This is a genomic window from Pseudomonas lurida, from assembly GCF_013522705.1.
GTDB classification, from domain to species: domain Bacteria; phylum Pseudomonadota; class Gammaproteobacteria; order Pseudomonadales; family Pseudomonadaceae; genus Aquipseudomonas; species Aquipseudomonas quebecensis.
In genome coordinates this window covers 40361-61162 of sequence record NZ_JAAMRE010000035.1, presented here as the reverse complement: position 1 = coordinate 61162, position 20802 = coordinate 40361, and the positions used below count along the sequence as shown (strand labels likewise).

Here is a 20802-nt window from a genome sequence, read left to right as displayed (position 1 = left end):
GGGTGGCGGCTATGGTTGAGGGGTCTGTGTTTCGAGGGAATGAACAATGAACAAAGCGAAACCGATTGATCCGCAGGAGTTGGTGAAATGGTTGGTGGCGTTGCGCAGGGCGATCAATAGCCGCGCGCTCTGACACGCTGAAGGTCCACTGTGAGATGAAGATCAAATGTGGGAGGGAGCAAGCCCCCTCACACATTTTGCTTGCATTGCGAATTCCACACATAAAAAACGCCGACGCTATGTGAGCCGCCGGCGTTGAAACCTTGAAGGGGTGTTGGCTTACATCAGAACGCCGGCACAACCGCGCCGTTGTACTTCTTCTCGATGAAGGCTTTGACTTCCGGGCTGGTCAGGGCCTTGGACAGTTTCTGGATAGCGTCGCTGTCCTTGTTGTCCGGGCGAGCCACCAGGAAGTTTACGTAAGGCGACTTGGCGTCTTCGATGATCAGCGCATCCTTGGCCGGGTTCAGGCCGGCTTCAAGCGCGTAGTTGGTGTTGATCAGGTCCAGGTCGACCTGGTCCAGCACGCGGGGCAGCAGCGCCGACTCCAGCTCTTTGAATTTGAGGTGTTTCGGGTTGCTGGCGATGTCTTTGGGCGTAGCCAGGACGTTGGTCGGGTCTTTGAGGGTGATCACACCGGCTTTCTGCAGCAGCAACAGGGCGCGGCCGCTGTTGGAGCCTTCGTTCGGGATGGCCACGGTGGCGCCGTCTTTCAGGTCTTCAATTTTCTTGATTTTTTTCGAATAACCGCCGAACGGTTCAACGTGCACGCCCACCACGGTCACCAGGTTGGTGCCCTTGCCCTTGTTGAAGTTTTCCAGGTACGGCAGGGTCTGGAAGTAGTTGGCGTCCAGGCGCTTTTCAGCGACTTGCACGTTGGGCTGCACATAGTCGGTGAATACTTTGATTTCCAGGTCCACGCCTTCTTTGGCCAGGGTTGGCTTGACCAGCTCGAGGATCTCGGCATGCGGGATCGGGGTGGCGGCCACCACCAGTTTCTCGTTGGCCTGGGCGAAGCTGGCAGTCAGGGCAGCGGCCAATGCGGTAAACAACAGAACCTTTTTCATGCAGTGTCCTTATCGACAGTCCGGGGCGTCTCTGACGACCGTGTGTAGGGTGGTGTGCCAGCGAAGTGCTATCGCGGCATGCAGGGGACAATACCTAGATTTTTTATTCCCGAACAATATCTTTTATTCACGTTGATATTCCATTTTGTTCATGTAGGAATCGGCGCAACGTTTCCTGCTCGGCCGGGCTGGCCTGGGCGTAAATCCTCCGCACCTGTTCCAGCGGCGAACCCGCCGCCGGCAGGTTCAGGTGCTCCGGCAGAATTTCGTCGCCGCTGCTCACCAGGAGCGCAAAGTGAATGACGTTTTCCAGCTCACGGGTATTGCCCGGCCAGCTGTGGCTTTCCAGCACGCGCTGGGCGGCCTCGCTGATCAGCGGCACCGGCAGGTCAAGACGCTGACTGTAGATGCCCAGGAAGTACTCGGCCAACGACAGAATATCGCCCACCCGCTCGCGCAATGCGGGTAGGTCCAACCGGCCTTCGCTCAGGTAGTGAAACAGTCGCTCATGAAATTTGCCGGCGGCCACGGCCTGCGCCAGGTCGATGCTGGTGGCGGCCACCAGACGCACGTCCACCGGGCTCGGCTGCTGGGCGCCGACGCGGGTGACTTCATGGTTTTCCAGGGCAGCGAGTAATTTGACCTGGATCGGCAGCGGCAGGTCGCCGATCTCATCCAGGTACAAGGTGCCGCCATTGGCCGAACCAAACCAGCCGGCGCGGCTGCTGGCGGTGCCGCTGTGGCTGCCGGCGGCGTAGCCGAACAATTCGGCGTCGGCGTAGGTGGGGCTGATGGCGCCGCAATTAACCGAGACGAACAAGCCCGTACGGTCACTGCCACGGTGGATATGCCGCGCCAGCAGCTCTTTACCGCTGCCGGTCTCGCCGCGAATCAGCACGGGCAAAGCGCGCGGCGCGAGGGTTTCCAGCTCTTCGCGCAGCTTGCGCGAGCGCGGGTCGACAAACACCAGCGCCTTGGCGCGGATGCTCAGCGGGCTTTTTTCCGCGTCGGGGAAGGTCAGCAGTGGCTGACCGAAGGTTTCATGCAGACTCATGGCAAGCTCCCGCCCCACGTCCGCCAGGGACGGGGCGTTGAAAAAAATCAGGCGGTGCGCCGGGCGTGCTGCTCGAGGCGGCTTTGCAGGCGATAGAGGTAGGCGAAGCCTTGCTCCCAGCGCTGATGACCGGACTTCACGTTGATATGCCCTGCCCCCGAAAGAATGCCGGCTTCGGCCCCCCAGTTGCGCGCCAACTCCAGGGCCCGAGGGGCGCTGACGGCGCTGTCGTTGTCGGAGCTGACCACCTGGCTCGGGAACGGCAACAGGTCGGTGGGGATCGGCGCGAAATTGCGCAAGGCCGGCGAGCAGGCCGGACGCTCCACATCCGCCGGCGCCACCAGCAAGGCGCCGCGCACCTGCCGCAGGAACTGCACGGGTGCGGTGGCCGCCCAATGGGCCACGGTGATGCAGCGCAGGCTATGGGCGATGAGAATCACCGGCGTGCTGTCGGCGGCGATCGCCTCGGCCAGCGCGGCAACCCAGTCTTCACGTCGCGGCGTCAGCCAATCGGCCTGCTCCACACGCGCGCTGTTGGGCAGGCTGTGCTGCCAATGACTTTGCCAATGATTGTCCGGCGATCCTTGCCAGCCCGGCACGATCAGATAACGAATCGACTCGCTGTGCATGGGTGTGCCCTCCTGCAGCGTTTAACGTGCTGAGCAGTATAGGGACGCGGTTTATATTCGTTAAGGAATAAGAAGCTATTTATTAATAACCAAAAATACAAGCCGTGACCCGGCCGTCTCCACCTCACTTCGCGCACAAATCGAACAACTGAGCCTGTAAGCACTGCCCCGCCGCACTCAGGCCATGGCGGGCATACAACGCCAGGCGCACGCCTTGCACTTCGGGCAGACCGCTGTCAGGCCCCAATTCCACATGCCCTGGCTGCACCACCCGGCGCGGCAACAGGCTCACCCCCAGCCCAGCCGCCACCGCCGAACACACGCTGGCCAAACTCGCGCTTGAGTAACCGATACGCCAGCGCCAGCCGCCCACTTCCAGGTGCTGCAGCATTTCATTGCGGTACAGGCCGCCCACCGGGAAGGCCACCAACGGCAACGGGTCGCGCCCCACGGATGGTGTGGTGCGGCTGTCCACCCAGCACAGCGGCTCGGGCCACGAGGCCAGGCAGTCGGCGCTGTCGCCCATTTGCTTGACCAGCAGCACATCGAATTCGCCGGCCCGGTATTGACGTTGCAACTCGGGGCCCAAACCACTGGTGACCTCCAGACGCACCCGTGGATAAGCCTGCACGAATGACGACAACAGCGGCATCAGGCGCTCGGCGGCAAAATCTTCCGGCACCCCCAGGCGCAGCACGCCGTCGCTCTGTTGGCTGATCAGCACTTCAGCTGCCTCTTCATGCAGCGCCAGGATGCGCCTGGCGTATGCCAGCAAGCGCTCGCCTTCGGTGGTGGCGACCACGCGGCGCTGGTCGCGGTCGAGCAACTGACACGTCACCGCGTCCTCCAGACGGCGGATCTGCTGGCTCACGGTGGACTGGGTCAGGTGCAGGCGCTCGGCGGCGCGAGTGAAGTTGCCGCAGTCCACCACGGCGACAAAGCTGCGCAATAACACGGGGTCGAACATCCACATCACCATTGTGTTTGCCACTGATTGGCATGGTTATATTTAATTTCAGAATACCCCCAGGGCTGCCCATACTTCACCTCCCATCGTGCCCGGAGCGGCCTGCATGACATTGAATAAATCCCTCGCCGGCTGGGGACTATTGCTGGTGCTGGGCCTGAACCTGCGGCCGATCCTCAGTTCCATCAGCCCGCTACTGGGCGAAATCCGCCACGCCACCGGTTTGAGTTTCCAGAGCAGCGCCCTGCTGACCAGCCTGCCGGTAGTGTGCATGGGCCTGGTGGCGCTGATCGGCGTGCGGGTGGAAGCACGCCTGGGCGAGCGGCGTGGCATCGCCCTGGGGCTGATGATGATCCTGCTGGCCTGCCTGGCGCGTTGGTTGATGGGGCAGGCGTCGGCGCTGCTGGTCACGGCATTGCTCGGCGGGGCCGGCGTGGCGCTGATCCAGGCGCTGGTACCAGCGATGATCAAGCGCGAGTTTCGTCATCGCGTGCCGGTGGCGATGGGGGTGTATTCGGCTTCATTGATGGCCGGTGGCGGGCTGGCGGCATTGCTCAGCCCGGTAGTGGCTACGCACTTTGCTCAGTGGCAGGCGGGGCTCGGGGTCTGGCTGTTGCCGGCACTCGGCGCGTTGCTGCTGTGGGCCTGGCTGCCGTTGGGCGCGGCGCGCAACTCGCAGGTGGCGCCCGCATTGAAGGGCCTGCGCAATCGGCGTGCGTGGTTATTGGCGTTGTATTTCGGCCTGGTGAACTGCGGCTACATGAGCCTGGTGGCCTGGCTGCCGGCTTATTACCAGCAACTGGGCTGGGGCGTGCTGCCCAGCGGCTCGCTGCTGGCGTACATGACCATTTTCCAAGTGATCGCGGCGCTGCTGATGCCGGTGCTGGCACAACGCGGTGTCGACCGTCGTCCGTTGCTGGTCATCAGCCTGTTGGCACAAACCGTGGGTTACCTCGGACTGATCTTCGCGCCGTTGGACTACCCCCACCTGTGGGTGGCCTTGTGCGGCTTCGGCCTGGGCGCCTGCTTTGCCCTGAGCCTGCTGCTGACCCTCGACCACCACCGCGACCCTCGCCATGCCGGGCAACTGGCGGCCTTTGTGCAAGGCGTGGGCTTTTTGATCAACGCCATTTCACCGTGGATGACCGGTTGGCTGCGCCAGCTCACCGGCGACTTCGTCAGCGCCTGGTGGGTGCTGACCGCCACGGTGCTGGCGATGCTGGTGGTGACGCGGGTGTTCAGCCCGGCGAGCTATCGCGTCGAACCGGACGTCGTGGCGCCGGGTCAGCGCTTTACACACTAGCGACACAAAACAATGCCAGGTTTGAACCATCGAAGTTCACCGGGCACGCTGCCCGCCCCTTTGACGAAAACGAGGACGTCGTCTGATGGACTGTATCTTCTGCAACATCGCTCGCGGCACCGCCCCTGCCCACTTGTTATGGGAAGACCAGAGCCACATGGCTTTCCTCTCCATCTTCCCCAACACCCCAGGGTTCAGTGTGGTGATTCCCAAGGCTCATTACGGCAGCTATGGGTTTGCCCAGTCGGACGAGGTGCTGTGCGAATTGGTGGTTGCGGCCAAGAAGACCGCACGGCTGATTGACCAGGCGCTTGCGGGCGTGGCGAGGACCGGCATGATTCTGGAGGGTTACGGCGTCGATCATTTGCACGCCAAACTGTTCCCGATGCACGGAACGGGCGAAGACAGCGCATTCAAAAAAATCAGCTCTCGCATGGATAAGTTTTTTGATCGCTATGAGGGCTATCTCTCGTCCCATGACTGCGCCAGGGCCGACGATTCGGCGTTGGCCGAGTTGGCCGCGCATATCCGTGCCTTCAACGACTGAGCACGGGCGGCCAGACTCGCCACCTCAACCGGCCACCGCACCTCAGCGCAGCGCCGTTTCCGCCGGTTTGAGGCCGGCATTGGCTGCCGCCATGGGCTCCAGCCGATTGGCCCGCGCAAACGTGCCGAAATCATTAAAGCGCACCCCTATTTCAGCCATCACTTTATGCGCCACCTTGGCCGTCATCTGGCGGATATAGAACGGTTCCTTCACCACAAAATGATGAATCCCGTGGGTGCTGCCGAAGTTGAAGCAGAACGCCTGCAACGGCCACATCCACCACGGGTTCAGCACCTGGGTCTGCTGGATCACATTGCCCGGTTCCACATCGCCGTAGTAGTGCATGTTGGAGCTGACAAAGTGCAGGCAGAACGTGCGCAGTACATTGGGGCCGATGATCACCACGGCGGCGATATCGATCACGTGCATCATCTGCAAAGTGCCTTCCGACCAGGCGATGGGCGCGCCGAGCAGGCTGGCGATGCCGTTGGCGGCGTGGAACCCTAGAAACACGTACCACGCGCCCCAATGCAGCAGCGCCAGCGGCGCATAAACCAGCAGCGCGCGCTTGAGAATCTTGAATTTATGGCTCCAGGTCTTGGCCCGCAGCATGCGGATAAAGGCCGACATCACGTTATCGCCCACCATCAACAAGCGCGCCAGGCCCCACGGCTCGCCGTTGGTGATTGCGCGCTCCTCCATGTCGGCCTCGGTGCCGGAGACCTTGTGATGGTTCAGGTGCAGGTGGCGACGGATCCACGGGTTGATGGTGCTCGGCCGCGCCAGCCATACCAGGCCCATCATCAGGTTGTGCGGCACACGCTGCTTGCGAAAGTACATGCTGTGGATCAGGTCGTGTTCCAGCTCGTGGGTCAGTGAAGCGAAAAATGCGTTGAGCAGCAGGCACACCCACCAGGCCATATGCCCGCTGATGTACAGCGCCGCCGAGCCAAGCATGCCCAACAGCGCGAAGGCCAGAATGCCGGCACCCAGAGCGTCCTGATGCTGCAGCCACGGGTGTTGCTGGCGCAGGCGCACGCCTTCGGCGAGTACGACTTCGCGAATGTGCGCCGAACGTTGTTGTGCATTCAGCGATTGGGGACTTGCAGAAGTACCGTCCATGCTCCCATCCTCTTGTTTATCGAGGTTTACATCCTGCACCAGGCGCTCGCGCAGGACGCAAGCCTCACACGCCAACCTGTTGACCGCACACGCCAATCATCATGACCGAACCCACCTCCCTCGCCAGCTGGACCCGCGCCCTGCGCAAACAGCTCGATGCCCTGGGCCTGGACAGCGCCGCGCTGTGCCGCGAGGCCGGGGTCGATCCGCAGTTGATGGACGACCCCAACGCGCGCTACCCGCTGTCGGCCACCACGCGCCTGTGGGAACTGGCGGTGCAGGTCAGCGGCGATCCGGCGATCGGCTTGCGGGTGTCGCGGTTTGTCAGCCCCACCACGTTTCACGCGCTGGGCTATGCGCTGGTCGCCAGCGGCAGTTTGCGCGAGGTATTCGAACGCATCGTGCGTTACCACCAGGTGGTCAGTGATGCCTTGACCCTGGAGTTGAGCCGCGACGGCGAGCGCTACCGGTTTCGCCTGCTGCAACCGCCAGGCAACCCGGCGCCGGCGTTCGAGGCGATCGATGCGTTCGCGGCGATTTACGTGCGCACCTGCCGCAATCGCCTGGGGCGAGATTACGCGCCGTTGGCTGTGTATCTGCGTCGCCCGCCACCGGCCGATCCGACACCATGGCACACCGTGTTCCGTGCGCCGGTATTGTTCGCCGCCGACGAAGACCGCCTGGAGTTCGCCGCGCGCGACTTCGACAGTCACTTGGACGACGCCAACCCGGAGCTGGCCGAACACAACGAAGCCGTGCTCAAACGCACCCTCGCGCAGCTGCAACCGCTGACTTGGGAGCGCAAGGTGCGTGCGGCCATCGAAGCGCAATTACCCGACGGCGAGCCCAGCGCCGAACGCGTTGCCCAGGCCCTGCACCTGAGCCTGCGCAGCCTGCAACGGCATCTGGCGGACGAAGGCTGTCGGTTCGATGCGTTGCTCAATCAATGCCGGCAGAACCTGGCGTTACTGCACCTGCGTGATCCGCACTGTTCGTTGGCCGAGATCAGCCACCTGTTGGGGTTTGCCGATACCAGCAGCTTCAACCGCGCGTTCAAGCGCTGGACGGGGATGACGCCGGGGCAGTTCAGAGAAGGCTTGGGTTAGCGCCCACGTTCGCGCCGCAGCAGTTTCTTGACTCGCGCGACCAGCGCCTTGTCATCAAACGGTTTGAGCAGGTAGTCATCCTCATGCAGCTCCAAACCGCGCAGACGGTCTTCGATCCCGCCCGGCGTGGTCAGGAACAACAGCGGTGTGTCGCCTCGCTGACGGATCGCCTGCTGCAGCTTCCACGCATTCAGGCCCGGCAACATCACGTCCAGGATCACCAGGTCGTACACGCAGCTTTCCACAAAGCGCTGCGCGGCCATGCCATTGGCCGCGACTTCCACGGCGAAACCCGCCTCGCTCAAGCCCTGGGCCATGCGTTGCGCCAGCTGCGGCTGGTCTTCCACTAACAACACCTGCATGCCTCACCTCTGGTGATTAATGACAAACCTGTCATCCAATTGTGCGGTTTCTGACCCCGTTCACTGGCTACCGTGGGTGCCTGTTCAACGGAGCCTTCACCATGTATCGCACTGCTTTGTTTTTAAGCCTGGCGCTGACCAGCGCCGCCCAGGCCGCGCCGCAATTGCCGCGCCATGCCGATCTGGACCTGCGTACAGCGCGCCAATTGGCCGACGCCAGCCTGGCCCACTGCAACGCCGCGCTGACCGTGCTCGATCGCGGCGGCAACCCGTTGCTGGCCCTGCGCGCCGATGGGGTCGGGCCGCACAACAGCCTCGCCAGCCAGCGCAAGGCCTACACCGCGCTGTCGAGCAAGACCGCCACCCGGCTGTTTGCCGAGCGCGCCCGCAACAACCCGGAAGCGGCCAACCTTAACACCTTGCCTGAATTGCTGTTGCTCGGTGGCGGCGTGCCGTTGTTTGCCGACGCCGAACTGGTCGGCGCCCTGGGCATTGCCGGTGCCGGTGGCGCGGCGCAGGACGAAGCCTGTGCCGTCCAGGCCGCCGAGCAGCTGGGCCTGAAAACTTCCTTGTAACTGACCCTCGAAAGGACCTCTCGATGAAAACCCTGAGCATTACCCTCGCCGCCCTCAGCCTGAGCGGCCTGTGCAACCTGGCCCTGGCCGACGGCAACCCGCTGAGCGTCCACGTCCTTAACCTGGAAAACGGCCTGCCGTCGGCGGGTGTGAGTGTGACCCTGGAGCAGCAGGTGGGCGATCACTGGCAAGCGCTGTCCGAGGGCGTGACCAACCAGCAGGGGCGCATTGCCGAACTGTTCCCCGCCGATCGCAGCATGAAACCCGGCGAGTACCGGGTGGTGTTCAAGACCGGCGACTACTACAAGAAGGCCAACCGCGAGACCTTTTTCCCGGAAGTACCGGTGATTTTCCAGGTCAAGCAGGCCGACCAGCACTACCACATCCCGCTGCTGCTCAGCCCGTACGGGTTCTCCACGTACCGCGGCTCCTAGTTTGAGGCGCCTGCGGCGTGCCGCAGGCCTGGCAGGTCGAGCACTTTGATCGCGCCATAACTCAAGCCGATAATGCCCTGCTGCTCCAGACTCTTGAGCAGGCTGTTGATGGTCTGGCGCGACAGGCCCAACATCGCCGCCAAGTCTTCCTGGGGCAGTTGCAGCTCGCGGCGCGCCTGCTCGATTTCACCGTAGCCTTCGGCAATCATCAGCAACCGATGGGCCAGGCGCGCCGACGCGGGCATCAGGCTCATCTGTTCGATATTGATCAATGACAGCCGCAGTTTATGGCTCATCAGCAGGGCTATTTCCCGCCAATACACCGGCTGGTGCTCAAGCAGCGCGAGCATCGCCGCCTGCGGCACGTGCAGCAACGTACACGGCCCCATCGCCAGCGCATCGTGGGTGCGCGGCAGGCCGTCGAACAGGCAGATCTCGCCGAACCAGTAGGGCGTTTCCACCAGGCTCAACACCGCTTCCTTGCCTTGGGCATTGACCGCGCTGATGCGCACCGCACCGTCGAGCACCGCATACAGGCCACAGGGCGGATCGCCGCGTTTGAACAGCCACTGCCCCGCCGCCAGCGTACGCAAGCGAGCGGCCGTCAGCAGGCTGCGCTGCAGGTCGCCCGGCAAGTGCCTGAACCAATGGCCGGTGACCAATTGGCGGTGCCAGTTCTCTGGGTTCATGAGCGCTCCGAAGATTGTCGTCCAGCCGACAGTCAGGCGTGGTCCGACAGGGCATCATCAAACATCCTACAGGAGGAACAACAATGAAAAGCCTCGTCGACCACCTCAGTCAATACGCCGCCTACCACCGCGACCCGCGCAATATCGCCAGCCATTTTGTCGGCATCCCAATGATTGTGGTTGCCGTGGCCGTTCTGCTGTCGCGCCCGGAATGGACGGTGGGTGGGTTGTGGCTTTCACCGGCGGTGATCGTGGGGTTGTTTTCGGCGTGGTTTTACCTGCGCCTCGAGCTGGCCCTGGGCGTCTTGATGACGGTATTGATGGGCTTGTCGGTGTGGGCCGGGCATGCGTTGGCGGCGCAGAGCACGATGGTGTGGCTCAGCAGTGGGGTGGGGATGTTTGTGGTGGGTTGGGTGATTCAGTTTGTCGGGCATTACTACGAAGGCAAGAAACCGGCGTTTGTGGATGACGTGTCGGGGTTGATTGTGGGGCCGTTGTTTGTGGTGGCGGAGGTGGCGTTTTTGCTGGGGTTGCGGCATGGCTTGAAGCAACAGGTCGAAGAGCGCTCGGGGCCAATGGCTCGCCGCGATGATCGTTCCCATGCTCCGCGTGGGAATGCAGCCCAGGACGCTCCGCGTCCCAAAGCGTGACGCAGAGCGTCACAAAAGGCGCTCCCACGCGGAGCGTGGGAACGATCAGGGGCTCAGGTTTTTTGCCAGACCTTGGGCTTGAAGAACAGGGTTTCGCCACGGGCCAAACCGGTCAGGCTGTCGTGGTCTTTCACCACTTCGGCTTCGATCAGTTCGGGCTGGCCCTCCACCTTGAGCGTCACTCGCGTGGTCGCGCCCAGCGGGCGGATATCGCGCACTTCGGCGGCGTGGTGGTCTTCCAGTGCATGGCGCGACAGCGACACTTCATGAGGGCGGAACAGCACGTGCCGGTCTTCGCCCAGGTGCAGGCGATTGGAGTCGCCGAGGAAGTGGTACACAAAATCGCTGGCCGGGTTCTCGTAGACGTCACCCGGTGAGCCGATCTGTTCGATCACGCCCTTGTTCATCACCACGATGCGGTCGGCGACTTCCATGGCCTCTTCCTGATCGTGGGTCACGAAAACCGACGTGAGGTTGATGTCTTCATGCAGGCGCGCCAGCCAGCGGCGCAGTTCTTTACGCACCTTGGCGTCGAGGGCGCCGAAAGGTTCGTCCAGCAGCAGCACCTTGGGTTCCACCGCCAGGGCGCGGGCCAGGGCGATGCGCTGGCGTTGGCCGCCGGAGAGTTGTTCCGGGTAGCGGTCGGACAGCCAGTCCAGTTGCACCATGTTCAGCAGCTCATGGACCTTCGCCGCGATCTGGCTTTCGCTGGGCCGCTGGTTTTTCGGCTTCATGCGCAGGCCGAAGGCGACGTTATCGAACACGGTCATGTGGCGAAACAACGCATAGTGCTGAAACACAAACCCGACGTTGCGATCACGCACGTCGTGGCCCGACACGTCCTCGCCGTGGAACACAATGCTGCCGTCATCGGGCGTTTCCAGGCCGGCGATGATGCGCAGCAACGTGGTCTTGCCGCAGCCGGAGGGGCCGAGCAACGCCACCAGCTCGCCACTCTGGATATCCAGATTGATGCTGTTCAGGGCCTTGAAGGCGTTGAAGTTCTTGCTGACATTACGGACTTCGATCGACATGACTTATTCCTCTGCCGCACTGGCGCGCAGGCGATTGATACGGTTCTCGCTCCACTGCTTGAGCAGCAGGATGAAGAGCGCCAGGATCAGCAACAGACTCGCCACCGCGAACGCGGCAACGTGGTTGTATTCGTTGTAGAGAATCTCGACGTGCAGCGGCAAGGTGTTGGTCACGCCGCGAATGTGGCCGGACACCACCGACACCGCGCCGAACTCCCCCATGGCCCGCGCGGTACACAGCACCACGCCGTAGATCAGGCCCCATTTAATGTTCGGCACGGTCACATGCCAGAACATCTGCCAGCCATTGGCGCCGAGCAGGCGCGCCGCCTCTTCTTCCTGGGTGCCCTGCTCCTGCATCAGCGGGATCAGCTCACGGGCCACGAACGGCACGGTGACGAAAATCGTCGCCAGCACGATACCCGGCAGGGCGAACACGATCTGGATGTCGTGCGCTTGCAACCACGGCCCGAAAAAGCCCTGGGCGCCGAACATCAGCACATACACCAGGCCGGCGATCACCGGCGACACCGAGAACGGCAGGTCGATCAGCGTCACCAGAATGCTTTTGCCACGGAACGAGTACTTGCTCACGCACCACGCCGCGCTGACGCCGAACACCAGGTTGAGCGGTACCGAAATCAACACGGCGATCACCGTGAGCTTCAGTGCGGACAACGCGTCCGGTTCAAGGATCGCGGTGAAAAACGCGCCGAGGCCGTTCTTCAAGCCCTGGGACACCACGATAAACAGCGGCAACAGCAGAAACAGCGCGAACACCAGCCAGCCGAAGCCGATCAGGATGCGTCGCGACGCGGCACTGCCACGCCGGGCTGCGTTGGCCGAGGACGCAGCGGAAATAGACGATTGGGACATGTTCCGCGCCTCCTTATGGACGTTCGATGCGCCGCTGCAACAAGTTGATCAGCAGCAGCAAAACAAAGGAAACCACCAGCATCAACACGCCAATGGAGGTGGCGCCGCGGTAGTCGTACTGGTCGAGCTTGACCATGATCAGCAGCGGCAGGATCTCGGTTTTCATCGGCATGTTACCGGCGATGAAAATCACCGAACCGTACTCACCCACGCCTCGGGCGAACGCCAGGGCGAAACCGGTCAGCCAGGCCGGCAGCAGCGCCGGCACGAGGATGTAGCGGAACACCTGCAACGGCTTGGCACCCAGGCAGGCGGCGGCTTCTTCGACTTCGCGCGGGATATCGGCCAATACCGGCTGCACCGTGCGTACCACGAACGGCAGGGTCACGAAGGTCAACGCCAGGGTGATGCCCAGCGGCGTGTAGGCGATCTTGAAACCCAGGTCGGCGGCGAACTGGCCGACCAGGCCGGTCGGTGTGTACAGCGCGGTCAGCGCAATACCGGCCACGGCGGTGGGCAGGGCGAACGGCAGGTCGATCATCGCGTCGATGATCTTGCGTCCGGGGAAGGTGTAACGCACCAGCACCCAGGCCAGCAGCGTGCCGATCACACCGTTGATCAGCGCGGCGTACAGCGCGGTGCTGAAGCTCAGCTTCAAGGCCGCCAGCACGCGCGGTGCGGAAATGATGTTCCAGAACTGATCCCAGGTGAGTTGAGCGGCGTGAACGAACATCGCCGCGAGGGGGATGAGCACGATCAGGCTGAGGTACACCACGGTGTAGCCCAGCGTCAGCCCGAAGCCGGGTATGACGGGGGAGATACGACGCGACATAAGAGTCCTTGGTTAGCGTAACTGACACACAAAACCCGCAGCTGAATGCGGGCTCTGTGGGCGGGTTGTTGCTTGGCTTACTGCGCCGTGTAGATCTGGTCGAACACGCCACCGTCGTTAAAGAATTTCGGTTGGGCAGTTTTCCAGCCGCCGAAGTCTTTGTCGATAGTCACCAGGTCCAGTTTCGGGAACTGCCGGGCGTATTTGGCGGCAACCTTTTCATCGCGTGGGCGGTAGAAGTTTTTCGCCGCAATCTCCTGGCCGGCCGGGCTGTACAGGTGCTTGAGGTATTCGGTGGCGATTTCGGTGTTGCCCTTTTTCTCGGCGTTCTTGTCGACCACCGCCACCGGTGGCTCGGCAAGGATCGACAGCGACGGTACGACGATATCGAACTTGTCTTTGCCGCCGTCTTCCTTGAGCGCCAGGAACGCCTCGTTTTCCCAGGCGAGCAATACATCACCCTGACCGTTATTGACGAAGGTGATGGTCGAACCGCGCGCACCGGTGTCCAGCACCGGTACGTGCTTGAACAGTTCCTTCACGTATTCCTGGGCCTTGGCTTCGCTGCCCCCAGCCTTGAGGCCATAAGCCCAGGCGGCGAGGAAGTTCCAGCGCGCACCGCCTGAGGTTTTCGGATTCGGCGTGATCACCGACACGTCTTGCTTGATCAGGTCGCCCCAGTCCTTGATGCCTTTGGGGTTGCCCTTGCGCACCAGGAACACGATGGTCGAGGTGTACGGAGTGCTGGCGTCCGGCAGCCGGGTCTGCCAGTTTTCCGGGAGGGTCTTGCCCAGCTTGGCGATTTCGTCGATGTCGCCGGCCAGGGCCAGGGTCACCACGTCGGCGCGCAGGCCGTCGATCACCGCACGGCCTTGCTTGCCCGAGCCACCGTGGGATTGCTGGATCTTGACGGTGTCGCCGGGGTGGGCCTGTTTCCAGAAGCTGGTGAATTCCGCGTTGTAGTCCTGGTACAGCTCACGGGTCGGATCGTACGAGACGTTGAGCAACTCGTAGTCCTTGGCAACCGCAGAACCGGCAAACACGGCGCTGGCCAGGGCGGCCAGGGCATAACGGCGAATCGACGACATAGAAGCTCCTGAAATTCTGGGGTGTTGGCTTTTTCTTATAATTGCGGGTCTATCGCCGTCAGCGCTTAGCTCGGTTTATTACCGGGGTTTTGCAGACGGAATTTTTCCTTGCGCTCGATCTGCACTACCTGGGCGTTATGCACGGTGATTTCCACCGCGCCAAAACGCAGATCGCGCAGGGCGCTCTGGATCTCACGCAAGATGGTTGCTTCGTCCTGGCCGTCGACGCTACGTAGAGATGCGCTCATGGTCTCGCTCCTGAAATGAATAGTGCCTGGCAGTGGCGGCACTGCTTGCGGCGTGAGAGCGATAGTAGATAAGCGCGGATATTCTTAAAAATACTATTTAAGAATGTTTATATAACCAGAAAGAATTTTCTGACAGGACGTGGGGTTAGTCATGGAAGCAGCCCGGCGAAGACCTGAATGGGGGAGCAGACAAGCCCCGCCCCCATCGGGAATGCATTCAAGTGTGGAGGTTGGGCGCGCGGTCCCAATCGATCTCATGGGCTGGCATCGGCCTGCCGAACCAATACCCCTGGCCCAGATCGCAACCCTGCTCCAACAGAAACCGCGCCTGCTCCACCTGTTCGATGCCCTCTGCGTGCACCTGCATGCCCATGCTTTTAGCCAGGGCGATGACCACACGCACAATTGCTACGTCGTCTTCGTCATAGGGCAGGCCGGCGACGAAGCCTTGATCGATCTTGAGTTTCTGCACCGGCAGCCGTTTGAGACGCAGCAACGACGAATAACCGGTGCCAAAATCGTCGATGGCCAGGCGCAGGCCGAGTTCGCGCAGGCGGTGCAGTTGCTCAAGGGCCACTTCGGGATCGTCCATCACCGCGCTTTCGGTGACTTCCAATTCCAGATAGGCCGGCTCCAGGCCCGTGTCATGCAGCACCTGAGCGACCTGCTCGTAGAGTTCGCGCCGTGCAAACAGGCGGCTGGAGACGTTGACCGCGATAAAACTCAGCGCGGCGCCCTCGGCCAGCCACTGGCACATTTGGCGACAGGCCTGGTGCATGACCCAGGCGTCGATCTCGGCAATCAGGCCGGTGCGCTCGGCGACCGGGATAAATTCGACGGGAGGCACCAGGCCACGCTCCGGGTGCTGCCAGCGCACCAACGCTTCGACGCCGATGAGGCGGCTGTCGGTGAGGTCGTGCACCGGTTGGTAATACACGCGCAATTCCTGCCGTTCGAGGGCACGGCGCAGTTCGCTGGCGATTTCCACCCGATTCTGCGCATGGGCGGTGAGTTCTTCGGTGTACAGCGCGTAGCTTTCACGGCCGACGCTCTTGGCCTTGAACAAGGCTGAATCGGCATTACGCAGCAGTTGTTCGGCGCTCAGGGCGTCGTTGGGGAACAGGCTGATGCCAATGCTGGCGCTGATAAACAGCTGATGGCCATCGAAGATGAACGGTTGTTTCATCGCATCGAGCATGCGTTGGGCCAGTGCCGCGGCCTGCACCACCTGTGGACAACTTTCGGCCAGCACCGCGAACTCGTCACCCCCCAGGCGCGCCAGGGTCATGCCTGGGCCGAACAGGCTCTGCAGCCGCTCCCCCACCAGCTTGAGCAACTGATCGCCGACATTGTGCCCGAGGCTGTCGTTGATGATTTTGAAATGGTCCAGGTCCAGCAACAGCAAGGCGCAGCCACGCTTGTGCAGCTGCGCCGAGGTCAGCGCCTGCTCGGTACGGTCGGTGAACAGCAGCCGGTTAGGCAGGTCGGTCAGCGGGTCGTGATGGGCGAGCCGGGCCAGCTCATGCTCGGAATGCTTGATGGCGGTGATATCGGAAAACACCGCCACGTAGTGACTGACGCGGCCATCGTCATCGTGAATCACCCGAATGGTTTGCCACTGTGGATAAATTTCCCCGCTTCTGCGCCGATTCCAGATTTCACCGCTCCATTCGCCGGTACGCGCCAGGGTCTGGAACATCTGTTGGTAAAAAAGCGACGAATGGCGCCCGGATTTGAACAGGCTGGGCGCCTGGCCCATGACCTCGTCGCGCCCATAGCCTGTGATCTCCATGAAAGCCCGGTTCACATGCACGATCAGACCTTGAGCGTCCGTGACCAGTACGCCTTCGCGAGTGCAATCGAACACCGCCGCTGCCTGGCGCAGGCGCTCGCGGTTCTCTTTGACGGGTTGTTGCTGCAGGTTGGCGCGCATGAAACGCACGCACAACAGGCCAATCACCAAGGCGGTCAGCGCCACCCACACATAGCCGCGCGCCTGCATCCAACGGCTGATATCGCTCGGATCATCGAGAAACTCGATAAATGCCCGTTGTGTCAGCCCGATCCAGGCGATCGAAACCAGCAGGTATACCAGCCCAACACGTAGGGCACTTCGGTATGAAAGCAGCATAGGTTTAGTAATCCTTACCAAAAAAACAGAATCGCCCTACAAAGGCTGCGGATTATAGAATAAGAAACATCCAGTCACTTCTATCTGAAAGGCCGGCTGGTTTTCTCTGTAGGCTTAGTGATAATGCGTAAGCTGTTCTTTTCTTTATCTGAGGGCCATACAGCCTATGTGGTACAACGGTTTTCTTGACTTGTCAGCCTGGCAACTGGTGGCAGTCACTCTGTTGATGACCCACGTGACCATTATTGCGGTCACCGTCTATCTGCACCGCTATTCCGCCCATCGCTCCCTGGAGCTCAATGCCGGTCTCAAACACTTCTTCCGTCTCTGGCTGTGGCTGACCACGGCGCAGAACACCCGCGAGTGGACTGCCATCCACCGTAAGCACCATGCCAAATGCGAAACCGTCGACGACCCGCACAGCCCGGTCATCAAGGGGCTTTCCACAGTGATGCGCAAAGGCGCCGAACTGTACCGCGCCGAGGCGGAAAACCCCGAGACGCTGCGCATCTACGGCAAGAACTGCCCCGACGACTGGCTCGAGCGCAAAATCTATACGCCCTACCCGCTGCTGGGCGTGGCGATCATGGGCGTGATCGACCTGCTGCTGTTCGGCACCATCGGCATCACCATCTGGGCAATCCAGATGATGTGGATTCCGTTCTGGGCCGCCGGCGTGATCAACGGCCTGGGCCATGCCGTGGGCTACCGCAACTTCGAATGCCGTGACGCGGCCACCAACCTGGTGCCGTGGGGCATCATCGTCGGCGGCGAAGAACTGCACAACAATCACCACACCTACCCCAACTCCGCCAAGCTGTCGGTGAAGAAATGGGAGTTCGACCTGGGCTGGGCGTGGATCAAGGTGTTCAGCTTCCTGCGCCTGGCCAAGGTGCAGCGCGTGGCGCCGATTGCCCATCGCGTCGAGGGCAAGGGCCACCTGGACATGGACACCGCCATGGCGATCCTCAATAACCGTTTCCAGATCATGGCCCAGTACCGCAAGTTGGTGATCGGCCCGCTGGTCAAGCAGGAGCTGGAAAAAGTCGATCACTCGGTGCGCCACCAGTTCCATCGCGCCAAGCGCCTGCTGTCGCGGGAAACCAGCCTGCTGGATGACCGTCATCACCTGCGTATCCAGAGCATGCTGGAGCATAGCCAGGCGCTCAAGGTGATCTACGAGAAGCGCCTGGCGCTGCAGCAGATCTGGGTCAAGACCAGCGCTAACGGTCATGACATGCTGGCGGCAATCAAGGAATGGGTACACGAAGCCGAGGCCAGCGGTATCCAATCCCTGCGTGATTTTGCACACCAATTGAAGACCTATTCGTTGCGCCCTACAGCCGCGTAACCTCGCTGCGGGAGGGCCTTCCCTCCCGCGCGACCTGTTTTTGGCGTCATTTACCGGGCGCCGCCATTCGACACCGTTGACGGAACTTCACCGCAATTAGCCTCTCTCAAAGAACACTTCGCCATCATGGTGGCCCCTTGTTGTGACCGCTGCTCCACCTTGCGGCGCGCCCAGAGAGAGATGTGCCGATGGTTCAAGAAAAGCCCCACTTACCCGACCCGCCCGCAGTTGAACAACCGCGTCCGGCCGCGGCTTCGACCCTGCTGGCGCTGGTGCATGCCCAGGGTGAGGTCGAGCGGCTGAGTGAGCGCGAGCAACTGCTAAGCTCGCTGCTGGTGAGTGTGAATGCCGTGCTGTGGGCCGTGGAGTGGGAGACTCGCCGCGTGCTGTACGTCAGCCCGGCCTACGAACGAGTATTCGGCCGCCCCGCCAGCCTGCTGCTCGCCGATCACCGCGAATGGCGCAACAGCATTCACCCCGAAGACCTCGATTACGCCGAACACAGCATGGCCCGCGTGCTGGACCAGGGCGCCGTGGAAGACCGCGAGTACCGCATCATCACTGCCGAGGGCAAGATTCGCTGGCTGAGCGACAAGTGCTACATCAACCAGCAGGTCGAGCCCGGCGAGCCGGTGATCGTGGTAGGCATGGCCGAGGACATCACTGAAAAAAAGCAGATGGAGCTGGAGCTGCACCGTCTGGCTACCACCGACGTGCTGACCCAGAGCAGCAACCGCCGGCACTTCTTCGAGTGTGCCAACCAAGCCTTCGACACCGCCAGCGTGCAAGGCGCGCCGCTGGCCTTTCTGTTGCTGGACATTGATGATTTCAAGGACATCAACGACACCTACGGCCATCTTGAAGGCGACCAGGTGTTGCGGCGTATCGCTGAAAGCGGCCGAGGAGTACTGCGCCGTGGCGATCTGTTCGGGCGCATCGGCGGTGAAGAATTTGCCGCCGTACTGCCCGGTTGCGCGCCGGAGATGGCACTGCAGGTGGCAGAGCGCCTGGGCAAGGAGATCCAAGCGCTGAATTTCAGCTACGAAGGCCAGGCGTTTGGCGTGACGGTCAGCCAAGGCCTGGCCAATCTCAGTGAGGAAGATTCAACCCTGGACAACCTGTTCGCCCGCGCCGACGCGGCCATGTACGAAGCCAAGCGCCAAGGCAAGAACCGTATTATCGTCGCCACCGCCGACTGCTAGCGCGCCCGACGCCGGGCTGCGAAGCAGCCCCACGGCGCGCACAAAAAAACCGCCGAGGCGGTTTTTTTTGTGCGCGGTGGTTATCAGAGTTCGGAGAAGCACTCTTCGATAATCGCCAAGCCTTTGTCCAACTGCTCGTCCGGCGAGGTCAGCGGTACCAGCACGCGCAGTACGTTACCGTACGTGCCGCAGGACAGCAGGATCAGGCCCTTGTCGCGCGCTTTGGCCACCACGGCGGCTACGGCGGCGGCGTTCGGCTTGTGGCTGTCGCCGTCTTCGAACAGCTCGACTGCGATCATCGCGCCCAGTGCCCGCACTTCGCCGATAACCGGGTACTTGGCCTGGATGGCTTTCAGACCAGACACCAGGCGCTCGCCGACGGCTTTGCAGCGGTCCAGCAGGTGCTCTTCTTCAAATACTTCCATTACGGCCAGTGCCGCGGCGCAGGCGATCGGGCTACCGGCGTAGGTGCCGCCCAGGCCACCTGGGGCGATGGCGTCCATGTACTCGGCCTTGCCACACACACCGGCCAACGGGAAGCCGCCGGCAATGGATTTGGCGAAGGTGGTCAGGTCGGCGGCCACACCCATCTGTTCCATGGCGAAGAACGTACCGGTACGGCCGGCGCCGGTTTGCACTTCGTCGGCGATCAACAGGATGCCGTGCTTGTCGCACAGTTCGCGCAGGCGCTGCATGAAGGCTTTCGGCGCAACGTAGAAACCGCCTTCACCCTGCACCGGCTCGATGATGATCGCGGCGATGTCGCGCGGTTCGGCATCGTTCTTGAAGATGCGTTCGATGCTGGCGATCGAATCGTCGATGCTCACGCCATGCAGTTCGTTCGGGTACAGCGCGCGGAAGATACCGCCGGGCATCAGGCCCATGCCGGCCGAGTAAGGCACGACCTTACCGGTCAGGCCCAGGGTCATCATGGTACGGCCGTGGTAGGCACCGGTGAACGCGATCACACCGGCACGGCCCGTGGCGGCGCGGGCGATTTTCACGGCGTTTTCGACGGCTTCGGAACCGGTGGTGACCAGCAGGGTTTTCTTGGCGAAATCACCTGGGACCTTGGCGTTGATTTTTTCGCACAGCTCCACGTAAGGCTCGTAGGCCAGGACCTGGAAGCAGGTGTGGGTCAGCTTGTTCAGCTGTTCGGTCACGGCGGCGATGATTTTGGGATGCACGTGGCCGGTGTTCAGCACGGCGATGCCGCCGGCGAAGTCGATGAACTCGCGACCTTCAACGTCGGTCACGGTGGCGTTTTTCGCCGATTCGGCGAAGATCGGGTGAATCTGGCCAACCCCGCGCGGTACAGCGGCTTCGCGGCGTTTCATCAGGGATGCGTTGGTCTTGCTCATAAAGTCCTCATTCGCCACTCATCGGGTGGCGTGGTCCAAGGAATACGTGGCGGGGAGGCAACTACGGCAGCATGCGATGATCGACTGCCACAGCTTTCCCGGCCACTACGAATAACGATGTGAAACACGCAAAGGGTCAGCGCTCTCGTGCCCTCTGCGTTTACTGCAATCTCT

22 protein-coding genes are annotated in these 20802 nt (G+C 61.9%); 8 read left to right on the top strand and 14 right to left on the bottom strand.

Annotated features, from left to right (window positions below):
• Nucleotides 1-284: 284 nt before the first annotated feature.
• The 4 genes from G7025_RS23760 to G7025_RS23745 form a co-directional block, all read right to left on the bottom strand.
• Nucleotides 285-1067 carry a MetQ/NlpA family ABC transporter substrate-binding protein gene (locus G7025_RS23760; RefSeq protein ID WP_181081465.1) on the bottom strand — a complete coding sequence of 261 codons (783 nt, stop codon included), beginning with the start codon at nucleotides 1065-1067 and terminating at the stop codon, nucleotides 285-287.
• A gap of 127 nt (nucleotides 1068-1194) precedes the next feature.
• Nucleotides 1195-2121, bottom strand: coding sequence for a sigma 54-interacting transcriptional regulator (locus G7025_RS23755; protein WP_181081464.1), 927 nt, complete (start codon nucleotides 2119-2121; stop codon nucleotides 1195-1197).
• A gap of 47 nt (nucleotides 2122-2168) precedes the next feature.
• A complete protein-coding gene (locus G7025_RS23750; RefSeq protein WP_181081463.1) occupies nucleotides 2169-2750 on the bottom strand; it encodes an alpha/beta hydrolase in 582 nt (193 codons plus the stop codon).
• A 124-nt stretch (nucleotides 2751-2874) separates the two neighbouring features.
• On the bottom strand, nucleotides 2875-3717 hold the full coding sequence (locus tag G7025_RS23745; protein ID WP_181081462.1) for a LysR family transcriptional regulator: 843 nt from the start codon (nucleotides 3715-3717) through the stop codon (nucleotides 2875-2877).
• 106 nt (nucleotides 3718-3823) lie between these two features.
• On the opposite strand from G7025_RS23745, the gene G7025_RS23740 reads away from it, so the two are divergent.
• Together G7025_RS23740 and G7025_RS23735 are read left to right on the top strand one after the other, a co-directional pair.
• On the top strand, nucleotides 3824-5020 hold the full coding sequence (locus G7025_RS23740) for a CynX/NimT family MFS transporter (RefSeq protein ID WP_181081461.1): 1197 nt from the start codon (nucleotides 3824-3826) through the stop codon (nucleotides 5018-5020).
• Nucleotides 5021-5105: 85 nt separating this feature from the next.
• Nucleotides 5106-5567, top strand: a complete 462-nt coding sequence (locus G7025_RS23735; RefSeq protein ID WP_181081460.1) for an HIT family protein — start codon at nucleotides 5106-5108, stop codon at nucleotides 5565-5567.
• Between the two features lie 42 nt (nucleotides 5568-5609).
• On the opposite strand, the gene G7025_RS23730 is transcribed toward G7025_RS23735, so the two are convergent.
• On the bottom strand, nucleotides 5610-6689 hold the full coding sequence (locus G7025_RS23730) for a fatty acid desaturase (protein ID WP_181081459.1): 1080 nt from the start codon (nucleotides 6687-6689) through the stop codon (nucleotides 5610-5612).
• A 101-nt stretch (nucleotides 6690-6790) separates the two neighbouring features.
• Between G7025_RS23730 and G7025_RS23725 the strand changes: the two genes are divergently transcribed.
• Entirely contained in the window at nucleotides 6791-7795 is a 1005-nt protein-coding gene (locus G7025_RS23725; protein WP_181081458.1) for an AraC family transcriptional regulator, read from the top strand.
• Here G7025_RS23725 and G7025_RS23720 read toward each other — a convergent pair.
• Complete coding sequence (locus G7025_RS23720) at nucleotides 7792-8157, bottom strand: response regulator transcription factor (RefSeq protein WP_181081457.1); 366 nt, start codon at nucleotides 8155-8157, stop codon at nucleotides 7792-7794. The genes G7025_RS23725 and G7025_RS23720 overlap by 4 nt on opposite strands.
• A gap of 101 nt (nucleotides 8158-8258) precedes the next feature.
• On the opposite strand from G7025_RS23720, the gene G7025_RS23715 reads away from it, so the two are divergent.
• A complete protein-coding gene (locus G7025_RS23715; protein WP_181081456.1) occupies nucleotides 8259-8732 on the top strand; it encodes a GlcG/HbpS family heme-binding protein in 474 nt (157 codons plus the stop codon).
• A 23-nt stretch (nucleotides 8733-8755) separates the two neighbouring features.
• The gene (uraH, locus tag G7025_RS23710) at nucleotides 8756-9166 is read left to right on the top strand and encodes a hydroxyisourate hydrolase (RefSeq protein WP_181081455.1); all 411 of its coding nucleotides are present in this window, start codon (nucleotides 8756-8758) and stop codon (nucleotides 9164-9166) included.
• Here the strand turns inward: uraH and G7025_RS23705 are convergent.
• Complete coding sequence (locus G7025_RS23705; RefSeq protein ID WP_181081454.1) at nucleotides 9163-9855, bottom strand: Crp/Fnr family transcriptional regulator; 693 nt, start codon at nucleotides 9853-9855, stop codon at nucleotides 9163-9165. The genes uraH and G7025_RS23705 overlap by 4 nt on opposite strands.
• Nucleotides 9856-9938: 83 nt before the next feature.
• On the opposite strand from G7025_RS23705, the gene G7025_RS23700 reads away from it, so the two are divergent.
• Nucleotides 9939-10505 carry an Mpo1 family 2-hydroxy fatty acid dioxygenase gene (locus tag G7025_RS23700; protein ID WP_181081453.1) on the top strand — a complete coding sequence of 189 codons (567 nt, stop codon included), beginning with the start codon at nucleotides 9939-9941 and terminating at the stop codon, nucleotides 10503-10505.
• 53 nt (nucleotides 10506-10558) lie between these two features.
• On the opposite strand, the gene G7025_RS23695 is transcribed toward G7025_RS23700, so the two are convergent.
• From G7025_RS23695 to dibA, 6 genes are all read right to left on the bottom strand, one after another.
• Nucleotides 10559-11539, bottom strand: coding sequence for a sulfate/molybdate ABC transporter ATP-binding protein (locus tag G7025_RS23695; RefSeq protein WP_181081452.1), 981 nt, complete (start codon nucleotides 11537-11539; stop codon nucleotides 10559-10561).
• 3 nt (nucleotides 11540-11542) lie between these two features.
• A complete protein-coding gene (gene cysW, locus G7025_RS23690; protein WP_181081451.1) occupies nucleotides 11543-12415 on the bottom strand; it encodes a sulfate ABC transporter permease subunit CysW in 873 nt (290 codons plus the stop codon).
• Nucleotides 12416-12428: 13 nt separating this feature from the next.
• Entirely contained in the window at nucleotides 12429-13247 is an 819-nt protein-coding gene (gene cysT / locus G7025_RS23685) for a sulfate ABC transporter permease subunit CysT (protein ID WP_181081450.1), read from the bottom strand.
• A 77-nt stretch (nucleotides 13248-13324) separates the two neighbouring features.
• Nucleotides 13325-14335 carry a sulfate ABC transporter substrate-binding protein gene (locus G7025_RS23680; protein ID WP_181081449.1) on the bottom strand — a complete coding sequence of 337 codons (1011 nt, stop codon included), beginning with the start codon at nucleotides 14333-14335 and terminating at the stop codon, nucleotides 13325-13327.
• Between the two features lie 65 nt (nucleotides 14336-14400).
• Complete coding sequence (oscA, locus tag G7025_RS23675) at nucleotides 14401-14583, bottom strand: sulfur starvation response protein OscA (RefSeq protein WP_007941032.1); 183 nt, start codon at nucleotides 14581-14583, stop codon at nucleotides 14401-14403.
• A 217-nt stretch (nucleotides 14584-14800) separates the two neighbouring features.
• Nucleotides 14801-16714 (bottom strand): phosphodiesterase DibA, encoded by a 1914-nt coding sequence (dibA, locus tag G7025_RS23670; protein WP_181081448.1) that lies wholly within the window; start codon nucleotides 16712-16714, stop codon nucleotides 14801-14803.
• Between the two features lie 166 nt (nucleotides 16715-16880).
• Between dibA and desA the strand changes: the two genes are divergently transcribed.
• Complete coding sequence (desA, locus tag G7025_RS23665; protein WP_181081447.1) at nucleotides 16881-18065, top strand: delta-9 fatty acid desaturase DesA; 1185 nt, start codon at nucleotides 16881-16883, stop codon at nucleotides 18063-18065.
• Between the two features lie 188 nt (nucleotides 18066-18253).
• On the top strand, nucleotides 18254-19267 hold the full coding sequence (locus G7025_RS23660) for a GGDEF domain-containing protein (RefSeq protein WP_181081446.1): 1014 nt from the start codon (nucleotides 18254-18256) through the stop codon (nucleotides 19265-19267).
• Nucleotides 19268-19350: 83 nt separating this feature from the next.
• Here G7025_RS23660 and gabT read toward each other — a convergent pair whose 3' ends face one another.
• Nucleotides 19351-20628 carry a 4-aminobutyrate--2-oxoglutarate transaminase gene (gabT, locus tag G7025_RS23655; RefSeq protein WP_181081445.1) on the bottom strand — a complete coding sequence of 426 codons (1278 nt, stop codon included), beginning with the start codon at nucleotides 20626-20628 and terminating at the stop codon, nucleotides 19351-19353.
• Nucleotides 20629-20802: the final 174 nt, after the last annotated feature.